The sequence below is a fragment of the Pseudomonas boreofloridensis genome, from assembly GCF_030580795.1.
Classification (GTDB): domain Bacteria; phylum Pseudomonadota; class Gammaproteobacteria; order Pseudomonadales; family Pseudomonadaceae; genus Aquipseudomonas; species Aquipseudomonas boreofloridensis.
In genome coordinates, this window is the sequence record NZ_JAUQOQ010000009.1 from 120549 (window position 1) to 135606 (window position 15058).

Here is a 15058-nt window from a genome sequence, read left to right on the forward strand (position 1 = left end):
TGGCGCTCATGGCTGCTTGGCCATGATCGCCGTGAACAGCTCCGACGCCAGCCATCCTTGTAACCATCGGCGCAGGCGCGGATAAGCCGCCTCGGCGAACCATTGCGGTTCGACCCCGGCGAACTGGCGCAGCAAGGGCATCAACGCGGCATCGGCCAGACTTGGGTGATCGGCCAGCAGGAAGTGCCGTTGCGCCAGCAATCCTTCCAGTTCGGCCAGCCAGGTTTCAGCCTGCCGGCGGTAGTGTTCACGCGAATGCTCGGGGTAACGTTCGGCGTACTTGTAGCGGTTCACCTGGGCCTTGAAGTCCGTGTCGTTGCGGGCAATGAGCACCTCGGCGCGGGCTGCGGCGGGCGGGTCGTCGAGCAAGCGCCAGTCTTGCGGGTCATGCCGGTCCAGTGCCCAGCGCATGATGTCCAGGCTTTCCTCCAGCACCCCGGTGCTGGTATCGAGCACCGGCACCGTGCCCTTGGGCGACAAGGCCAGCAGTTCGGCGGGCTTGTGCTTCAGCGACACTTCGCGGATCTCCACGTCGCAGCCGGCATAGCGCAGCGCCAGGCGCGCCCGCATGGCCCAAGGGCAGCGCCGGAACGAGTAGAGGATCACCCGCAGACCTCGACATCGCTCAAGCCGTTGCCTTGGCGGCGCACCTGGATCTGCACGGGGATCCGCTCGTGCATTTCCTGCACGTGGGAGATCACCGCGACCTTGCGGCCCTGGGCCTGCAAGCCGTCCAGCGCGTCCATGGCCAATTGCAGCGATTCCGGGTCGAGGCTGCCGAAGCCTTCGTCGATGAACAGCGACTCGATGCGCAGGGTGCTCGAGGCCATGGACGCCAGGCCCAGGGCCAGGGCCAGCGACACCAGGAAGGTCTCGCCGCCGGACAGCGAATGCACCGAGCGCAGTTCGTCGCCCATTTCCGTGTCCAGCACCAACAGGCCGAGGGCGCTGCCGCCGCGCTTGAGGCGGTAGCGCCGGGCCAGTTGGCGCAACTGCTGGTTGGCGTGGTGCAGCAGCAGGTCGAGGTTGTAGCCCTGGGCGATCTTGCGGAACACATCGCCGGAGGCCGAGCCGATCAACGCGTTCAAGCGCGCCCAGCGTTGCCATTCGCGGCGGGCCTGCTCGATGGCGTCGGCCAAGGCCTGATGCGCCTGCTGGCGGCGTTGGTCGTCGGCCTGGCGGGCGCGCAGTTCGGCGCACTGCTGTTCCTGGGCGTTGAGGTGTTCACGCAGCGCGACCAGGCGTTGTTGCAGGTCGTCGATCGACGCCTGGACCGCACCCGCGGCGTTGTGCTGTTGCAGGCGCTGTTCGCGCTCCTGCAACAGCACCCGGGCCTGTTCGACCGCTTTCTCGGCCTGCTGCAGGCGCTGCCGCAGCGCGCTGACCTCGGCGTCGTCGATGGCCAGCAAGCGTTGCAATCCAGCGTCGTCGAGTTGCGGATGCTCGGCGCGCCAGTCGGCGATCTGGCTGTCCAAGGCGTGCCGTTCCTGCTCTAGCGCCTGCTGACGGGCGGTGTTGGCCTTGAGTTCGCCGGCCAGTTGCACGTCCTGGGTACGCAGCGCCTGAAGCTGCTGCGCCGTCCCGCTGTCGAGTGCCCGGGCCTGTTCGAGCAGGGTGTCGCCATGCTGCTGCCAGGCCTCGGCGCTGGGCTGCTCGCCGAGTAGTTCGGACAGCTCGGCGTGCGCCTGCTGACGCTGGGCATCGAGCGCTGCGCGTTGCTGCTGCAACTGTTCCAGCGCCTGGGCCTGGGTTTGGTGGTGATCGTGCAACTTGTCCAGTTGCGCTTGGCGGGCCTGCTGCTCCTGTTGTTCTTCCTGGCGCTGGGTCTGCTGTTGCAGGCGCAGGCTGATCTGCTGGTCGAGGGCGACGAAGGCGTGGGTGGGGTCATCGCTGAGGGCTTTGAGCACGTCTTCGGGCAGCACGCTGGCCAAGTCCGTCAGGCCTTGCCGCAGTTGTTGCTCGTCGTTATCCAGGGCCTGGTGCTGCTGCTCCAGATGGCGCTGGGCCTGCTGCTGGGTCTGCTGCGCGGCCTGCATCTGCTGGGCCAGGCGCGCGGCATCTTTTTGCAGCGTGAGCAGGGCGCTCTGGCGCTGCTCGTCCCGGCCGATTTCCGTCTCCAGCCGGCGCAATTGGCTGTCGAGCCAGGCGCTGCGGGCCGGGTCATCCTGGGGCGCCAGCGCTGGCCACAGGCTGTGGGCCTGCAACTGGGCCGCCAGCGGTTGCAACTGGTCGTCCAGGTGCAGGTGTTGCTGCTGGAAGTCCTTGAGTTGGGCGTTGACCACGCCGAGCTGGGTGCGCAACTCCACCAGTTGCTGGGTGAGCGTCGCGACCTGTTGCTGCGCCGCTTCTTCTTCGACCTGGTCGTGCTGTCCAAGGCTCTGCAACAGCGCCTCGGGCTGGTGAAACGGATGTTCGGCGCTGCCGCAGACCGGACAGGCTTCGCCCTCGCGCAACTGACTGCGCAGCGCTTCGACACTGCTGTGGCGCGCCTGACGCTGGCGCTCCAGCAATTGCCGGGTCAGCGCCAAGGCCTGCTCGGCGGTGTCCAGTTCGGCTTTGGCGGCGGTGCCCTGGGCGATCAACTGCTGGCGCTGCTGCATGGCCTGCTGCTGGCGTTCGCGCAGCCCATCGCGTTGCTGGCTCAACTCGCGCTCGCGGCCGTGCAGGCGCGACAGTTCCTCCACTGCACGCTGCTGTTTGCGATTGTCCTGAAGCATGCCGCCGAGCAGATCGATCTGCTCGGCCAGTGCCTCGGGCTCGGCCTTGGCTTCGCGGAACAGCAGTTCGAGGCTGTCGCGCAGGCTCTGTACCTGCGCAGTGGCCTGGCTGGCCTGGGCCTGAAGACCGGGCAACTCTTCGCGGCCTTGGGCCAGGCGGGCGCCGATCTGCACCACCTGACGCACTTGCGGCAGGTACGCCTGCCAGGCGTCGGCCAGCCCGGACAAATGCTGGCTCTCGGCCAGTGTGGTGTCGATCAGCGCCAACTGCGCCAGGCTGCGCTGCTGGTGTTCTTGCACCTGCTCAAGCTGTTGCTGGCCCTCGACCAGACGCTGTTCGGCGTCCTGGCAGAGCGACTGCTGTTTCTCCAGGTCCTGGTCCAGGCGCGCCAGTTCGTGCTGGGCGGCGAACGCCTGACGCAGGCGCGGGGCCTGTTCGGCCTGCTGCGCTTGCTGTTGCGCGAGGGCTTCGCGCGCCGCGAGCTGAGCCTGCTCCTGCTCGCCGAGGCGGGCGCGCAGGTCGGTCTGCTGACGCGTCTGCTCGGCCATCTCGGCCGCCAGCGGCGCGAGCTGGGCGCCCAGGGCGTGCTGACGCTGGAACTGATGACGCTGCGGCGCCAGACGTTCCAGACGCTGCAGGTCCAGACGCTGTTCGCCCAACTGCTCGCTGGCCTGCTCGGCGGTCTGGAGTGCTTCGACCACTTCCTGGCGTTGCGCCTGTAAGCGCTGCTGCTCGGCCAGCCAGGCGCATTGCTGCTCCAACTGCCGTTCGTTGGCTTGCTCGGCCTTGAACTGCAGCAAAGCCTGTTCGAGTTGTCGATCCAGCTCGGCGCGTGCGTCGGCCGCCAGCGGCAGCAGATGGCTGGCCTGGTCTTCCAGGGTCTTGAGTGCGTCGGCCGCTTCGCGGGTGCGGCTGAAGGCGCGCTGGCCGAGGCGGGTGTAGATCGCCGTGTTGGTGAGTTTTTCCAGCAGCTCGCTGCGCTCGCGGTCGTCGGCCTTGAGGAAGGCGCCGAATTCGCTTTGGGCCAGCATCACCGCGCGGGTGAACTGTTCGAAGTTCAGCCCCAGGCGCGCCTCGACCAGCGGCTTGTATTCCTGCTTGCCGCTGGCCAGCAGTTGCTCGCCGTCCAGGTCATAGAGGCTCTGGCGGCTCTGCTGCAGTTTGCCGGTGGCCTTGTCGCGGGCGCGGTTGGCCTCCCAGCGGGCGCGGTAGCGCTGGCCGTCGATGCCGACGAAATCGACCTCGGCAAAGCCGCTGCCGGTGCCGCGCCGCAGCAGGTTGCGCGGGTCGGACGTGGGAATCTCGCCGTCGGCATCGGGCACCTTGGCTTCGCGACCGATCGGTTCGAGCCGCGGCACCGTGCCGAACAGCGCCAGGCACAGGGCATCGAGCAAGGTGCTCTTGCCGGCGCCGGTCGGCCCGGTGATGGCGAACAGGCCAGCGCTGGCCAGGGGCTCGGCGGTGAAGTCGATGTCCACGGGGCCGGCCAGGGAGGCCAGGTTCTTCAGGCGGATGGCCAGGATCTTCATGGCTGCGACGACTCCAGTTGCACGTCCTGCAGCAGCAGGGCGAAGTCGTTCAGGGTCTGCTCGTCGACGGGGCTGCCGTAGGCCTGCTCCCAGGCGCGGCCGAACAGATCCTGCGGCGTGAGCTGCGACAGTTCGACGAACGCCTGGCCGTCGTCGTCACGGGCCTCGCGCCCGGCGTATTCGGCGCTGATGCGCACCAGGCGCACGGCCTTGCCGTGCAGAGCGGCCTCGATGCGCTGGCGCAGGTCCGGCTGAGGCTCGTCCAGGCGCACGCGCACTTCCAGCCAGGGCTGACGGTTGGGATCGTCCAGCAGATCAATCACCGGCAATTCGGCCAGTTGCTCGAGCAGCTCGCTCAACGGCGCCGGCCCCATGCGCTGCAAGGCCACGGCGCGCGGCACCAGGCGCGGCTCGACGCTCACCAGCGCGGCGCCGTCCAGCTCGATCTCCAGCACCTGGTGCGGGTAGTTGATCTCGGCGAACGACAGCGGAATAGGCGCGCCGCTGTAGCGGATGCGTTGCTCGCGGTTAACCTTCTGCGGCTTGTGCAGGTGGCCCAGGGCGACATAGGCGATGGCTGGGTCGAACAGCCGCGCCGGCAGCGCTTCGGCGTTGCCGATGATCAGGCTGCGTTCGGAGTCTTCGCTGATCGAGCCGCCGGCCATGTGCGCATGGCTGATGGCGACCAGCGCCTGGTCCTTGCGGCGTTTGCCCAGCGCTGCGCCGATCAGTTGCTGGTGCACCTGATGAATGCCTTGCAGGTAGTCGTCGCCCAGTTGTGGGCCGGTGACTTCGGCTGGACGCAGGAAGGGCAGGGCCAGGCACCAGGCGCAGACCTTGCCGCGGGCGTTGGTCAGCGGAATCAACAGGCGCTCGGCGTCGAGCTGGCCGTCGTCCATCCAGTGCACGCGGCCCAGGGCATGGGTGCGCAGGCGCCGCATCAGCGGTGCAGGCAGCTCGATGCGCGAGCCGGAGTCGTGGTTGCCGGCGATCATCACGATGTCCAGCTTGGGCTGCTGTTCGTGGGCCTGGACGATGAAGTCGTAGAGGCGTTCCTGGGCTTTGACCGGCGGGTTGACGGTGTCGAAGATATCGCCGGCGATCAGCAGCGCGTCGGGCTGGCGCAGGCGCAACTGGCCCAGCAACCAGTCGAGGAAGCAGGCGTGTTCGAAGTCGCGTTCCTGGCCGTGGAGACTCTGGCCCAGGTGCCAGTCGGAGGTGTGAAACAGACGCATGGGGGACCTGTCGATGTCGAGTCGAGCGAACGCGGGTCGCGCTTGAAGGGGCGCTCGGGAGGGTCGCCATGGTAACTCAACTCGTCCGCGACCGGTTCTGCCGATGCTCAGGACCGTGGGGGCGATGCGGTCCTTATTTCGGGTACAGCGGCGGCAGGTTGCCGCTGTCGCCACCGGGCGCGACGGCAGGCTGGGCAGGCGGGATGCTGCCGATCGCGCGCCACAATTCGTCGCCATGCCAGTTCTGGCCGCTCTCGCTGTAGAGCGCCCCATTGAGTCCATCCAGCGCATCGGACAACGGTACGAAGCGCGCGGCCATTTCGGCCAGCGTCTCGGGCTGCTGACGGGCCCAGGCATCGAGCGCCTGGCGGGTGGCATGCGGATCGTTGGCCTGGCAGGCGCGCTTGAGATCGTCGAGCAACGTGCGTGGGCTCGGGCCACTCTGCGCCGTGCGCAGCACTGCCGGTTGCGAGCGGGCGCGCCACCACAGGCCGAAGCCCAGCAGCGTGGTCAGCGCCAGGATCAGCGTCGCCAGTTGCCAGGGCCACAGCAGGCGGCTACCGCCTGCGCCGTCGGCGGCAGGCGTGTCGGTGTTCAGGGCCGGGTTGTCGTCGATCTGCAGACCACGGGCCGGCAGGCTGCTGTGTTCCAGATGGTCCTCCAGGGTGTTCCACCAGGTGACTTCCAGCGCCGGCAACTGCAGGTGGCCGCTGCGGGTGGGGACCAGGGCTTCGCGCTCTTCGCGGTTGGCGGTCATGCCGCGTTCGTTGATCTCGTTGCGCAGCAAGGGCTGGTCGGGGTAGCGACGCAGGCCGGGTGCTTCGGTGGCCGGCAGCGGCGGCAGTTGGGTGCTGGACAGGCCCTCGGCGCGCAGGGTGATGCTGCGGGTCAAGGAGTCGCCGATCTGCGTGGGTTGCTGGCTGGGGTCGGGGTTCCAGCGCTCTTCCAGGGTCAGGCTGCGCGCCGGCAGCCAGGTCAGCCCGGCGGGCCAGGCGGCGGGGATCGGTTTGACCTGCAGGCTCAGCGGCAGCGAGCTGACCTGCACTTGGCGCCCGCTGTTGCCGGGCTGCTGGCCGCTGTCGGCCGCCGTGGCAGTGAAGGTCAGCGGCGGCAGTTGCAGTGGGCCGCTGCGCTGCGGGTAGAGGGCATAGCGGGTTTCGATCACGCCGTGGCGCACGCCGTTGATGTCCTTCTCGTAGGTGCGCGACTCGCCCAGTGGCTCGACCTTGACCTCATCCAGGCGCAACGGGCTGAGGCTGCTGTCGTCGTACAGCGATACCGAGTGATAGATGCGCACGGTCAGCACGGCCTGGGCCTGAACATAGACCTCGGGGCTGTCCAGGCTGGTCTCGATGAACACCTGCGAGGCGCTGTCCGGGCGGTTGGGATCGGCTTGCACCACTTGCAACTCGATCGGCTCGCTGCGGGACTGACCCAATTGCAGCGCCGGGATCTGCAGGCTGCCGCTGCGCTTGGGCAGCAGGGTGACGATCCAGCGGGTGCTGGCCCGGGTTTCGCCATCCAGGGTGCGCAGGCTGTTGAGCTGGCGGGTGCCGCGCACCTCGAAATCGCCCTCCAGGGCGCGCAGGTCGGGTTTGCCGAACTGGGTGACGTCCTGGCTTTCCAGGGTCAGTTCCAGGGTTTCGCCGGCCTCCACGCGGGTACGGTCGACGCTGGCCTGCAGCGCCGGTTGGGCCTGGGTGAGGGTGAGCCAGAGCAGGCCGAGTACAAAGACGCCGAGGCGACTCATCGTTTGGGTTCCTGATGCAATTGCTGTTCGTACCAGAACTTGCGCCGCAGCAACTGCGCCGGGTTGTCGGGGATTTCCCGCAACCACTGTTCCAGGGCCTGGCGCTGTTCGGCGTCCAGGCCGGTGGCGGCCGGTCGTTGCGGCGGTTGGGTGACGCTGTCGTCATCGTCGCCGGGGCTGCTGGAGCCGGTCGCATTGTCGTTGTTGGGGGCATTGCGGGCGTCGCGGCTGTCCTGGGCCGGGCTCTGCTCGTCGTTGCCGGGCGTGCCTTGGGCGCTGCTGTTGGGCGAACTGCTGTTGCCGTCGGTGTCGCGACTCGGGCTCTGCTCGGCCTGGTCGCTGTCGGTTTGCGCCTCGGCCTTGCCTTGGCGTTGCTGCAACAGTTGCTCGACCAGCGCCTGGTTGTCCAGTGCCGGTTGCAGGTCGGGTTGACGTTCCAGTGCCTGCTCGTAGGCGTCGAGCGCGGCCTCCAGCTCGCCGGCCTGGGCCAGCGCGTTGCCGCGGTTGTAGTGGGCGGCCGCGCTGTTGCTCTGGGCGAAGGCCTGGGCCGCGCCGCTGTAGTCACCAGCCTGGTACAGCGCCATGCCACGCCACTGCGGATCCTCGAAGCGTTCGGCGGCCTCGGCGGGGCGCTGGCGTTGCAGCAGGTGCTGGCCCTGTTGATCGGGGCGTCGCCACAGGTCCTGGAACTCGAAGGCTTGGCTGGGCTGGGGCAGGGCCAGCAACAGCGGCAGGCAGAACAGCCAGCCGCGCCGCCCGGCGCAGGCGGCCAGCAGCAGCAGCGGCAGCAGTAGCCAGTAACCCTGGTCGGCCCAGCTGTCCAGGTGCAGGGTCTGGCCGTCGTCGCGCAGGGCGCGCGGATTGTCGAACAGGCCCAGGCCGCGCAGGTCCAGGTCGTCGACGCGGGCGTGGCGGTAGCGACCGCCGCTGCCGGTGACGAAGCGCTTGAGCTCGGGGCTGTCCAGGTGCGGCACGAGAATGCCGCCCTGGGCGTCCTTGAGGTACTCGCCGTTGGCTTGGCGCACAGGGGCGCCTTCGGCGGTGCCGACGCCGAGCATCAGCAGCGAAGGCCCTTGACGGCCGAGGGCCTGACTGATGCCCTGGCGCTCCTGGGCACTGAGTGACGAGCCGATCAGCAGCACCCGGCCTTCGCCCAGGCCGCTCTGGGCCAGCAGCGCCAGGCCCTTGTGCAGCGCCAGGTCGGCGCGCTGGCCCGGTTGCGGCATGATCGCCGGATCGACCGCTTCGAGCAGGTTGCGGGTGGTGCCCAGGTCGTCGGACAGCGGTACCAGCGTGTGTGCGCTGCCGGCGTAGACGATCAGCGCGGTCTGGCTGTCGCGGCGGTGTTCGAGCAGGTCGAGGATCTTGCGTCGAGCTTGCTCCAGGCGGTTGGGCTGGACGTCCTCGGCGAGCATCTGCGGGGTGAGTTCGAGCAGGATCACCAGCGGATCGGCGGGGCGCTGACGGGTTTCTTCCAGGCGCTGCCAGCTCGGTCCGAGCAAGGCCAGTACCAGCAGCAGCCAGGCCAGGCCCAGGGCGATCCAGGGCAGTTTGCTGCGGCTGCCGCTGCCGCCACCGAGCAGCACGGCGTGGAACTGCGGCGGCAGGATCATCTGCCAGCGTCCGGCGCGCTGGCGCCGATGCCAGAGCTTGAACAACAGCCAGGCGAGCACGGGCACGCTCAGCAGCCAGAGCGGGCGTAGCCAGTGTGGCCAGAGTTCGATCATCGCCGCCTCCTCAGGCGCAGGCGTTCGAGGCGCTGACGCCATTGCGGATGGGGCTGCAGGAACCGCGGGCGACGCAGCAGGCGCTGCAGAAGGTGGTCGGGCCACTGCACGGCGACCACCAGCAGCACGCTGAGCAGCAGCGCCAGGGCCAGTGGCCAGGCATAGAGCTCATGGGCGGTACGCGCCTGAGTGGGTTGCTGGGCCACCGGTTCGAGGCGGTCGAGGGTGTCGCCGATGGCGTCCAGTTCGGCACCGTCGTGGGCGCGGAAGTAGGCGCCCTGGGTCAGGCTGGCGATTTCCTTGAGCGAGGCTTCGTCCAGGTCCAGGCTTGGATTCAGGCCGAGCAGGCCCGGTGTGCCGTTGGCGTCGGGATCGGCGCCGATGCCGATGGCATAGATGCGCACGCCTTCCTGAGCGGCCAGGCGCGCGGCGGTCAACGGGTGGATCTGCCCGCCGTTGTTGGCGCCATCGGTGACCAGCACCAGCACCCGGCTCTGTGCCGGTCGCTGGCGCAGGCGCTTGACTGCCAGGCCGATGGCGTCGCCGATGGCGGTGTTCTTGCCGGCGATGCCGATCTGCGCTTCGTCGAGGAAGGTGCGCACGGTGCGCCGGTCGAAGGTCAGCGGCGCTTGCAGGTAGGCTTGGCTGCCGAACAGGATCAGGCCGACCCGGTCGCCTTCGCGGTCCTGGAGAAAGTCGCCAAGCAGTGCCTTGACCAGGTCCAGGCGACTGATGTCGTCGCCTTTCCAGTGCATGTCGGGGAAATCCATCGAGCCCGATACGTCCACTGCGACCAGCAGGTCGCGGCCGCTGGCGGCGATCGGCACGGGTTCGCCCAGCCATTGCGGGCGCGCGGCGGCCAGCAGCAACAGCAGCCAGATCACCAGGAACGGCGCCTGCTGGCGCCAGGTCGGCAGGTTCAGGCGCGCGCGGCGCCCGGCCAGGCTTTCCAGTTCGTCGAGAAAACCCACCTTGAGCACCGGCTCGCCGCTGTCGGCGGCAGGCAGCAGCAGGCGCATCAGCCAAGGCAGCGGCAGCAGCGCGAAGATCCACGGCCAGGCCAGGTCAAACATGTTTGCGAATCCAGGTCTCGACCGCCTGGGCAAGCCCGGCGATGGCCTTGTCGTCGAGTTTGCACTCGGGCTTGTAGGCGCCTTCGACCAGTACCATCCAGCGCGTCAAGCCGGCGGCCGGGCAGCGGTTGTCGAGAAAGGCCAGCCATTGGCGGCCGTTGAGGGTATGGCTGTGCGCACCGGGATAGTGGTTGCGGCACAGGCGCTTGAGCAGGGCATTGATCTGCTGCAGCCAGGCGCCTGCCGGCGCACCGTCGTAGGGGCGCGGCAGGCGGGCCAGTTCGGCCAGCGCCTCGATCCGCACCGGATCCAGCGGCTGCTCGGCGCGCACCACCTTGCGCGGAACCGGGCGCCAGCGCAGCAGGCGCCACAGGCCCCAGCCCAACAGCGGCAGCACGGCCAGCAACAGCCACCAGCCCGGCGCCGGCGGCCAGACACCGATCGGCGCTGGCGCGATCAGCGGTTGCAACTGATCCAGCGGGTTCATTGGCTGCTTCCAGGGCGCTGGTTGAGGGACTCGCGCAACTGCTCGATCATTTCGCTCTGGGTGCTCAGCGGAATCAGCACCACGCGCAGTTTCTGCGCCAGCAACTCCCAGCGCTCGATCCGCGCTTCGGCCTGCTGGCGATAGAGCAGGCGCAGGTTGGCGTCCAGGGTATCGAGTTCCAGTTGCGCGCCGCGCTGGGCGAAGCGCAGCAGGCCGGCGGCGGGCAGGGCATGGTCGAGCGGGTCGCTGATCGGCAGCAGCAGCAGGTCGCAATGGCGCGAGAGCATCGCCAGGTGCTGTTCCACCGCCGGAGTGAGCGCGCGCTCGTCGCAGATGATGATGGCCAGGCTGCCCGGGCGCAGCACCTCGCGCGCACGGCGCAGGGCCAGGCCCAGGCTGTCCGCTTGCGGCACGGCTTCGGTGTGCAGCGCCTGGTTGATGCGCGCCAGGCGATTGAGCAACTGCAGCAGGCTCTGCTTGCTGCGACGTGGTTTGATCTCGTGGTGCTCGTGGTCGCCGAACACCAGGCCGCCGATGCGGTCGTTGTGGCCCAGGGCGGCCCAGCCGAACAGCGCGGCCGCCTGGGCGGCGAGCACCGACTTGAACATCAGGCCCGAGCCGAAGAACAAGCGCTGGCTCTGCTCGACCAGGATGAAGATCGGCCGCTCGCGCTCTTCATGGAACAGCTTGGTGTGCGGCTCCTGGGTACGGGCGGTGACGCGCCAGTCGATGTTGCGCACATCGTCGCCGGCCTGGTAGACGCGAACCTGATCGAAATCCACGCCGCGTCCGCGCAGTTTGGAGTGGTGCAGGCCCACCAGCGGGCTGCGCTGGCCGGGTCGGGAAAACAGCTGGATTTCGCGCACGCGGTGGCGCATGTCGATCAGCTCGGCCAGGCCGATGCGGATCCCGGGTTCGCTCAGGTGGGCGGCGGGCATGCGCGTCAGGCGACGGCGACGACGTCGAGGATGCGCTGCACCACGCGGTCCTGGTCGACACCGGCCGCTTCGGCCTCGAAGGACAGGATGACGCGGTGGCGCAACACGTCGAACAGCACCGCCTGAATGTCCTCGGGGCTGACGAAGTCGCGTCCGGCCAGCCAGGCATGAGCGCGTGCGCAGCGGTCCAGGGCGATGGAGCCGCGCGGGCTGGCGCCATAGGCGATCCAGTCGGCCAGCTCGGCGTCGAACTTGGCGGGTGTACGGGTGGCCATCACCAGTTGCACCAGGTATTCCTCCACCGCATCGGCCATGTACAGGCCGAGGATTTCCCGGCGCGCAGCGAAGATCGCCTGCTGGCTCACCTGGCGTTCGGGCTTGACCTCGCCGCCCAGCGCTTCGCCGCGGGCCTGCTGGAGAATGCGCCGCTCGACGGCGGCATCCGGGAAGCCGATCTTGACGTGCATGAGGAAGCGGTCGAGCTGGGCTTCGGGCAGCGGGTAGGTGCCTTCCTGCTCGATGGGGTTCTGCGTGGCCATCACCAGGAATAGCGGCGACAGCTCGTAGGTGCTGCGGCCAACGCTGACCTGGCGCTCGGCCATGGCTTCGAGCAACGCCGACTGGACCTTGGCCGGTGCCCGGTTGATTTCGTCGGCCAGCACCAGGTTGTGGAAAATCGGCCCTTGCTGGAACACGAAGCTGCCGGTTTCCGGGCGATAGATCTCGGTGCCGGTGATGTCGGCCGGCAGCAGGTCGGGGGTGAACTGGATACGGTGGAACTGCGCCTCGATGCCTTCGGCCAGTTCCTTGATGGCTTTGGTCTTGGCCAGGCCCGGCGCGCCTTCGACCAGCATGTGGCCGTCGGCGAGCAGTACGATCAGCAGGCGATCGACCAGCTTCTCCTGGCCCAGGATCTGGGAGGAGAGAAAGGTGCGCAGCGCGATCAGCGCTTCACGGTGTTCCATCGGCGACGGTTCCTGGACATGGGCCGGGCGCTTGGCTGAAGGCGGGGTGCCGGGCAGGGGCACATACTTTAATCCATCCAGGGGGGTGGCGACCAATGGCCGCCGGAAAAATACCTGCGCCGTGCCCAGTCGAGGCCTACAGGAACACGAATTTGGCGATGAAGATCAGGCACAGCACCCACAGGCTGGCCGAAATCTCCTTGAATTTGCCGGTGCCGGCCTTGAGCACCACGTAGGTGATGAAGCCCAGGGCGATACCGTCGGCGACCGAGAACGTCAGCGGCATCATGATCGCGGTGACGATCGCCGGGATGCTGTCGGTGGCCTCGTCCCATTCGATGTGGGCCATGCTACCCATCATCAGCATCGCCACGTAGATCAGCGCGCCGGAGGTGGCGTAGGCGGGGGTCATGCCTGCCAGCGGGGCGAAGAACATCGCGGCGACGAACAGCACGCCGACCACCACGGCGGTCAGCCCGGTGCGCCCACCCGCCGCCACGCCGGCGGCGCTTTCCACGTAGCTGGTCACCGGCGGCACGCCCACGGCGGCGCCGAACACGCTGGAGGCGCTGTCGGCCTTGAGCGCCCGCGACAGGTTCTCGATGCGACCGTTGGCGGCCACCAGGTTGGCCCGCTGGGCGACGCCCATCAGGGTGCCGGCGGTGTCGAACATGTGCACGAAGAGAAAGGCCAGCACCACGCTGATCATGCTGACGTTGAACACACCGACCAGGTCCATGGCCATCCAGGTCGGCGCCAGGCTCGGCGGCAGCGAGAACACCCCGCCGTACTGCACCAGGCCCAGGCCCCAGCCGGCCAGGGTCACGGCGATGATGCTGATGAGAATGGCGCCGAACACCCGGTGGTAGCTCAGCACCGCGATCAGCAGGAAGCACAGTGCCGCCAGCAGGGGCGCGGGTTCATGCAGCGAGCCCAGCCTGATCAGGGTCGCCGGGCTGTCGACGATGATGCCGGCGGTCTTCAGACCGATCAGTCCGAGGAACAGGCCGACCCCGGCGCCCATGGCGTGGCGCAGGCTAAGGGGAATGCTGTTGAGCAGCCATTCGCGCACCCGCGACAGGGTCAGCAGCATGAACAGCACACCGGAGACGAACACCGCGCCCAGGGCGGTCTGCCAGCTGTAGCCCAGGGTGCCGACCACGGTGTAGGTAAAGAAGGCGTTCAGGCCCATGCCGGGAGCCAGGCCCACCGGCCAGTTGGCGTACAGGCCCATCAGCAGGCACCCGAGGGCGGCGGCGATGCAGGTGGCGACGAAGGCGGCGCCGTGGTCGATGCCGGCGTCGGCCATGATGTTGGGGTTGACGAAGATGATGTAGGCCATGGTGATGAAGGTGGTCACCCCGGCGATCAGCTCGGTCCTGACCGTGGTGCCATGGTGCTTGAGCTTGAAGAGGCGCTCCAGCCAGTCGGGCTTGGGCGAGGTGGCGAGGTCCAGCGACGGGGCTTCGGATTTGCGGCTTTCCACAGCGAGTACTCCTCAAGTCGTTCTTGTTGTTCTGGAGCCCTGATCCTGCGCATGCGCTGGGCGGCTCCGTGAGGGTAGGGCAGATGGCAGGATTTCCTGACTGAAAGGTCAGGAACTTGCACGGTGGATTATGCTTTTGTGTACAAAGAAAGCAAATAATGTTTTATCTTTCGTGCCCACAGGTGTCGTTCGGCGGGCTATAAGGGCATTGGGCATCTGCAGAAACGCCTCAGCCTGTGTACAATGCGCCGATACCTTGACCCCCTTTTTTCACCCCAGGACTTGCCAGCCACCCTGCGACAGGTATTACAGTCGAGGCTCCACTGGCCGACCCCTTGTGCTCGAGTGCCCATGAACGAACAGCTGCAACCTCTGAAGAAACCTGCGCGCGCGCCCAAGGCCGGTCGCAGCGGCACCCAGGACGACATCGTCTATGCGCACATCTTCGAGGCCATCCTCGAACAGCGGTTGGCGCCGGGTACCAAGTTGAGCGAGGAAGCGCTGGGCGAAATCTTCGGCGTCAGCCGCACCATCATCCGCCGCGCGCTGTCGCGCCTGGCCCATGAAAGTGTGGTGCTGCTGCGGCCCAACCGCGGTGCGGTGGTCGCCAGCCCGACGGTGGAGGAGGCGCGCCAGGTGTTCTTCTCGCGGCGTATGGTCGAGCGCGCCATCACCGAACTGGCCGTTCAGCACGCCAGCGTCGAACAGCTCAACGAACTGCGCCAGATGGTGCGCGAGGAGCGCGACAGTTTCTCGCGCGGCGACCGCGGTGCCGGCATCCGCCTCTCCGGCGAGTTTCACCTCAAGCTGGCCGAGGCAGCAGGTAACGCGCCACTGGTCAGCTTCCAGCGCAGCCTGGTGTCGCAGACCTCGCTGATCATCGCCCAATATGAAAGCGGCAACCGTTCCCACTGCTCCTACGACGAGCACATGCAACTGATCGATGCCATCGAGGCGGGCGATGCCAGTCAGGCGGTGAGCTTGATGATGCACCACATGGATCACATCGACAGCAAGCTCAATCTCGACGAAGACAGCGCCTCGGACGATCTGCACGCGGTGTTCTCGCACCTGCTGAACAAGTCCAAGAGCTGATCGTCTGCCGCGCTGATCGAGGACCGCTGCACAGCCCCTGGCCGGGCTGGGCAGC

At 67.8% G+C, this 15058-nt stretch carries 11 protein-coding genes; 1 reads left to right on the forward strand and 10 read right to left on the reverse strand.

The features are described from left to right. Nucleotides 1-6 precede the first annotated feature (6 nt). The 10 genes from Q6A47_RS13200 to Q6A47_RS13245 form a co-directional block, all read right to left on the reverse strand. The gene (locus Q6A47_RS13200; RefSeq protein ID WP_304484504.1) at nucleotides 7-606 is read right to left on the reverse strand and encodes a glutathione S-transferase; all 600 of its coding nucleotides are present in this window, start codon (nucleotides 604-606) and stop codon (nucleotides 7-9) included. Further along, the gene (locus Q6A47_RS13205) at nucleotides 603-4247 is read right to left on the reverse strand and encodes an AAA family ATPase (protein WP_304484505.1); all 3645 of its coding nucleotides are present in this window, start codon (nucleotides 4245-4247) and stop codon (nucleotides 603-605) included. The genes Q6A47_RS13200 and Q6A47_RS13205 overlap by 4 nt, the downstream gene beginning before the upstream one ends. Then, nucleotides 4244-5482 (reverse strand): exonuclease SbcCD subunit D C-terminal domain-containing protein, encoded by a 1239-nt coding sequence (locus Q6A47_RS13210; protein WP_304484506.1) that lies wholly within the window; start codon nucleotides 5480-5482, stop codon nucleotides 4244-4246. Before Q6A47_RS13210 ends, Q6A47_RS13205 begins: the two co-directional genes overlap by 4 nt. Before the next feature lie 133 nt (nucleotides 5483-5615). Continuing rightward, entirely contained in the window at nucleotides 5616-7232 is a 1617-nt protein-coding gene (locus tag Q6A47_RS13215) for a BatD family protein (RefSeq protein ID WP_304484507.1), read from the reverse strand. Further along, nucleotides 7229-8959 carry a tetratricopeptide repeat protein gene (locus Q6A47_RS13220; protein ID WP_304484508.1) on the reverse strand — a complete coding sequence of 577 codons (1731 nt, stop codon included), beginning with the start codon at nucleotides 8957-8959 and terminating at the stop codon, nucleotides 7229-7231. Before Q6A47_RS13220 ends, Q6A47_RS13215 begins: the two co-directional genes overlap by 4 nt. Beyond that, on the reverse strand, nucleotides 8956-10032 hold the full coding sequence (locus Q6A47_RS13225) for a vWA domain-containing protein (RefSeq protein WP_304484509.1): 1077 nt from the start codon (nucleotides 10030-10032) through the stop codon (nucleotides 8956-8958). Before Q6A47_RS13225 ends, Q6A47_RS13220 begins: the two co-directional genes overlap by 4 nt. Then, nucleotides 10025-10519: a DUF4381 domain-containing protein gene (locus Q6A47_RS13230; protein ID WP_304484510.1), complete on the reverse strand. Its 495-nt coding sequence runs from the start codon at nucleotides 10517-10519 to the stop codon at nucleotides 10025-10027. Before Q6A47_RS13230 ends, Q6A47_RS13225 begins: the two co-directional genes overlap by 8 nt. Further along, nucleotides 10516-11457: a DUF58 domain-containing protein gene (locus tag Q6A47_RS13235; protein WP_304484511.1), complete on the reverse strand. Its 942-nt coding sequence runs from the start codon at nucleotides 11455-11457 to the stop codon at nucleotides 10516-10518. Before Q6A47_RS13235 ends, Q6A47_RS13230 begins: the two co-directional genes overlap by 4 nt. A 5-nt stretch (nucleotides 11458-11462) precedes the next feature. Next, nucleotides 11463-12422, reverse strand: coding sequence for an AAA family ATPase (locus tag Q6A47_RS13240; RefSeq protein WP_039576402.1), 960 nt, complete (start codon nucleotides 12420-12422; stop codon nucleotides 11463-11465). Between the two features lie 136 nt (nucleotides 12423-12558). Beyond that, nucleotides 12559-13908 carry an NCS2 family permease gene (locus Q6A47_RS13245; RefSeq protein ID WP_369811499.1) on the reverse strand — a complete coding sequence of 450 codons (1350 nt, stop codon included), beginning with the start codon at nucleotides 13906-13908 and terminating at the stop codon, nucleotides 12559-12561. A gap of 351 nt (nucleotides 13909-14259) precedes the next feature. On the opposite strand from Q6A47_RS13245, the gene Q6A47_RS13250 reads away from it, so the two are divergent. Beyond that, on the forward strand, nucleotides 14260-15003 hold the full coding sequence (locus Q6A47_RS13250; RefSeq protein ID WP_304484512.1) for a GntR family transcriptional regulator: 744 nt from the start codon (nucleotides 14260-14262) through the stop codon (nucleotides 15001-15003). Nucleotides 15004-15058: the final 55 nt, after the last annotated feature.

What these genes read in the sequence shown, in the direction of transcription:
- Q6A47_RS13205 (WP_304484505.1), bottom strand. Translation starts at nt 4,247, where the DNA reads ATGAAGATCCTGGCCATCCGCCTGAAGAACCTGGCCTCCCTGGCCGGC.
- Q6A47_RS13210 (WP_304484506.1), bottom strand. Translation starts at nt 5,482, where the DNA reads ATGCGTCTGTTTCACACCTCCGACTGGCACCTGGGCCAGAGTCTCCAC.
- Q6A47_RS13215 (WP_304484507.1), bottom strand. Translation starts at nt 7,232, where the DNA reads ATGAGTCGCCTCGGCGTCTTTGTACTCGGCCTGCTCTGGCTCACCCTC.
- Q6A47_RS13220 (WP_304484508.1), bottom strand. Translation starts at nt 8,959, where the DNA reads ATGATCGAACTCTGGCCACACTGGCTACGCCCGCTCTGGCTGCTGAGC.
- Q6A47_RS13225 (WP_304484509.1), bottom strand. Translation starts at nt 10,032, where the DNA reads ATGTTTGACCTGGCCTGGCCGTGGATCTTCGCGCTGCTGCCGCTGCCT.
- Q6A47_RS13230 (WP_304484510.1), bottom strand. Translation starts at nt 10,519, where the DNA reads ATGAACCCGCTGGATCAGTTGCAACCGCTGATCGCGCCAGCGCCGATC.
- Q6A47_RS13235 (WP_304484511.1), bottom strand. Translation starts at nt 11,457, where the DNA reads ATGCCCGCCGCCCACCTGAGCGAACCCGGGATCCGCATCGGCCTGGCC.
- Q6A47_RS13240 (WP_039576402.1), bottom strand. Translation starts at nt 12,422, where the DNA reads ATGGAACACCGTGAAGCGCTGATCGCGCTGCGCACCTTTCTCTCCTCC.
- Q6A47_RS13250 (WP_304484512.1), top strand. Translation starts at nt 14,260, where the DNA reads ATGAACGAACAGCTGCAACCTCTGAAGAAACCTGCGCGCGCGCCCAAG.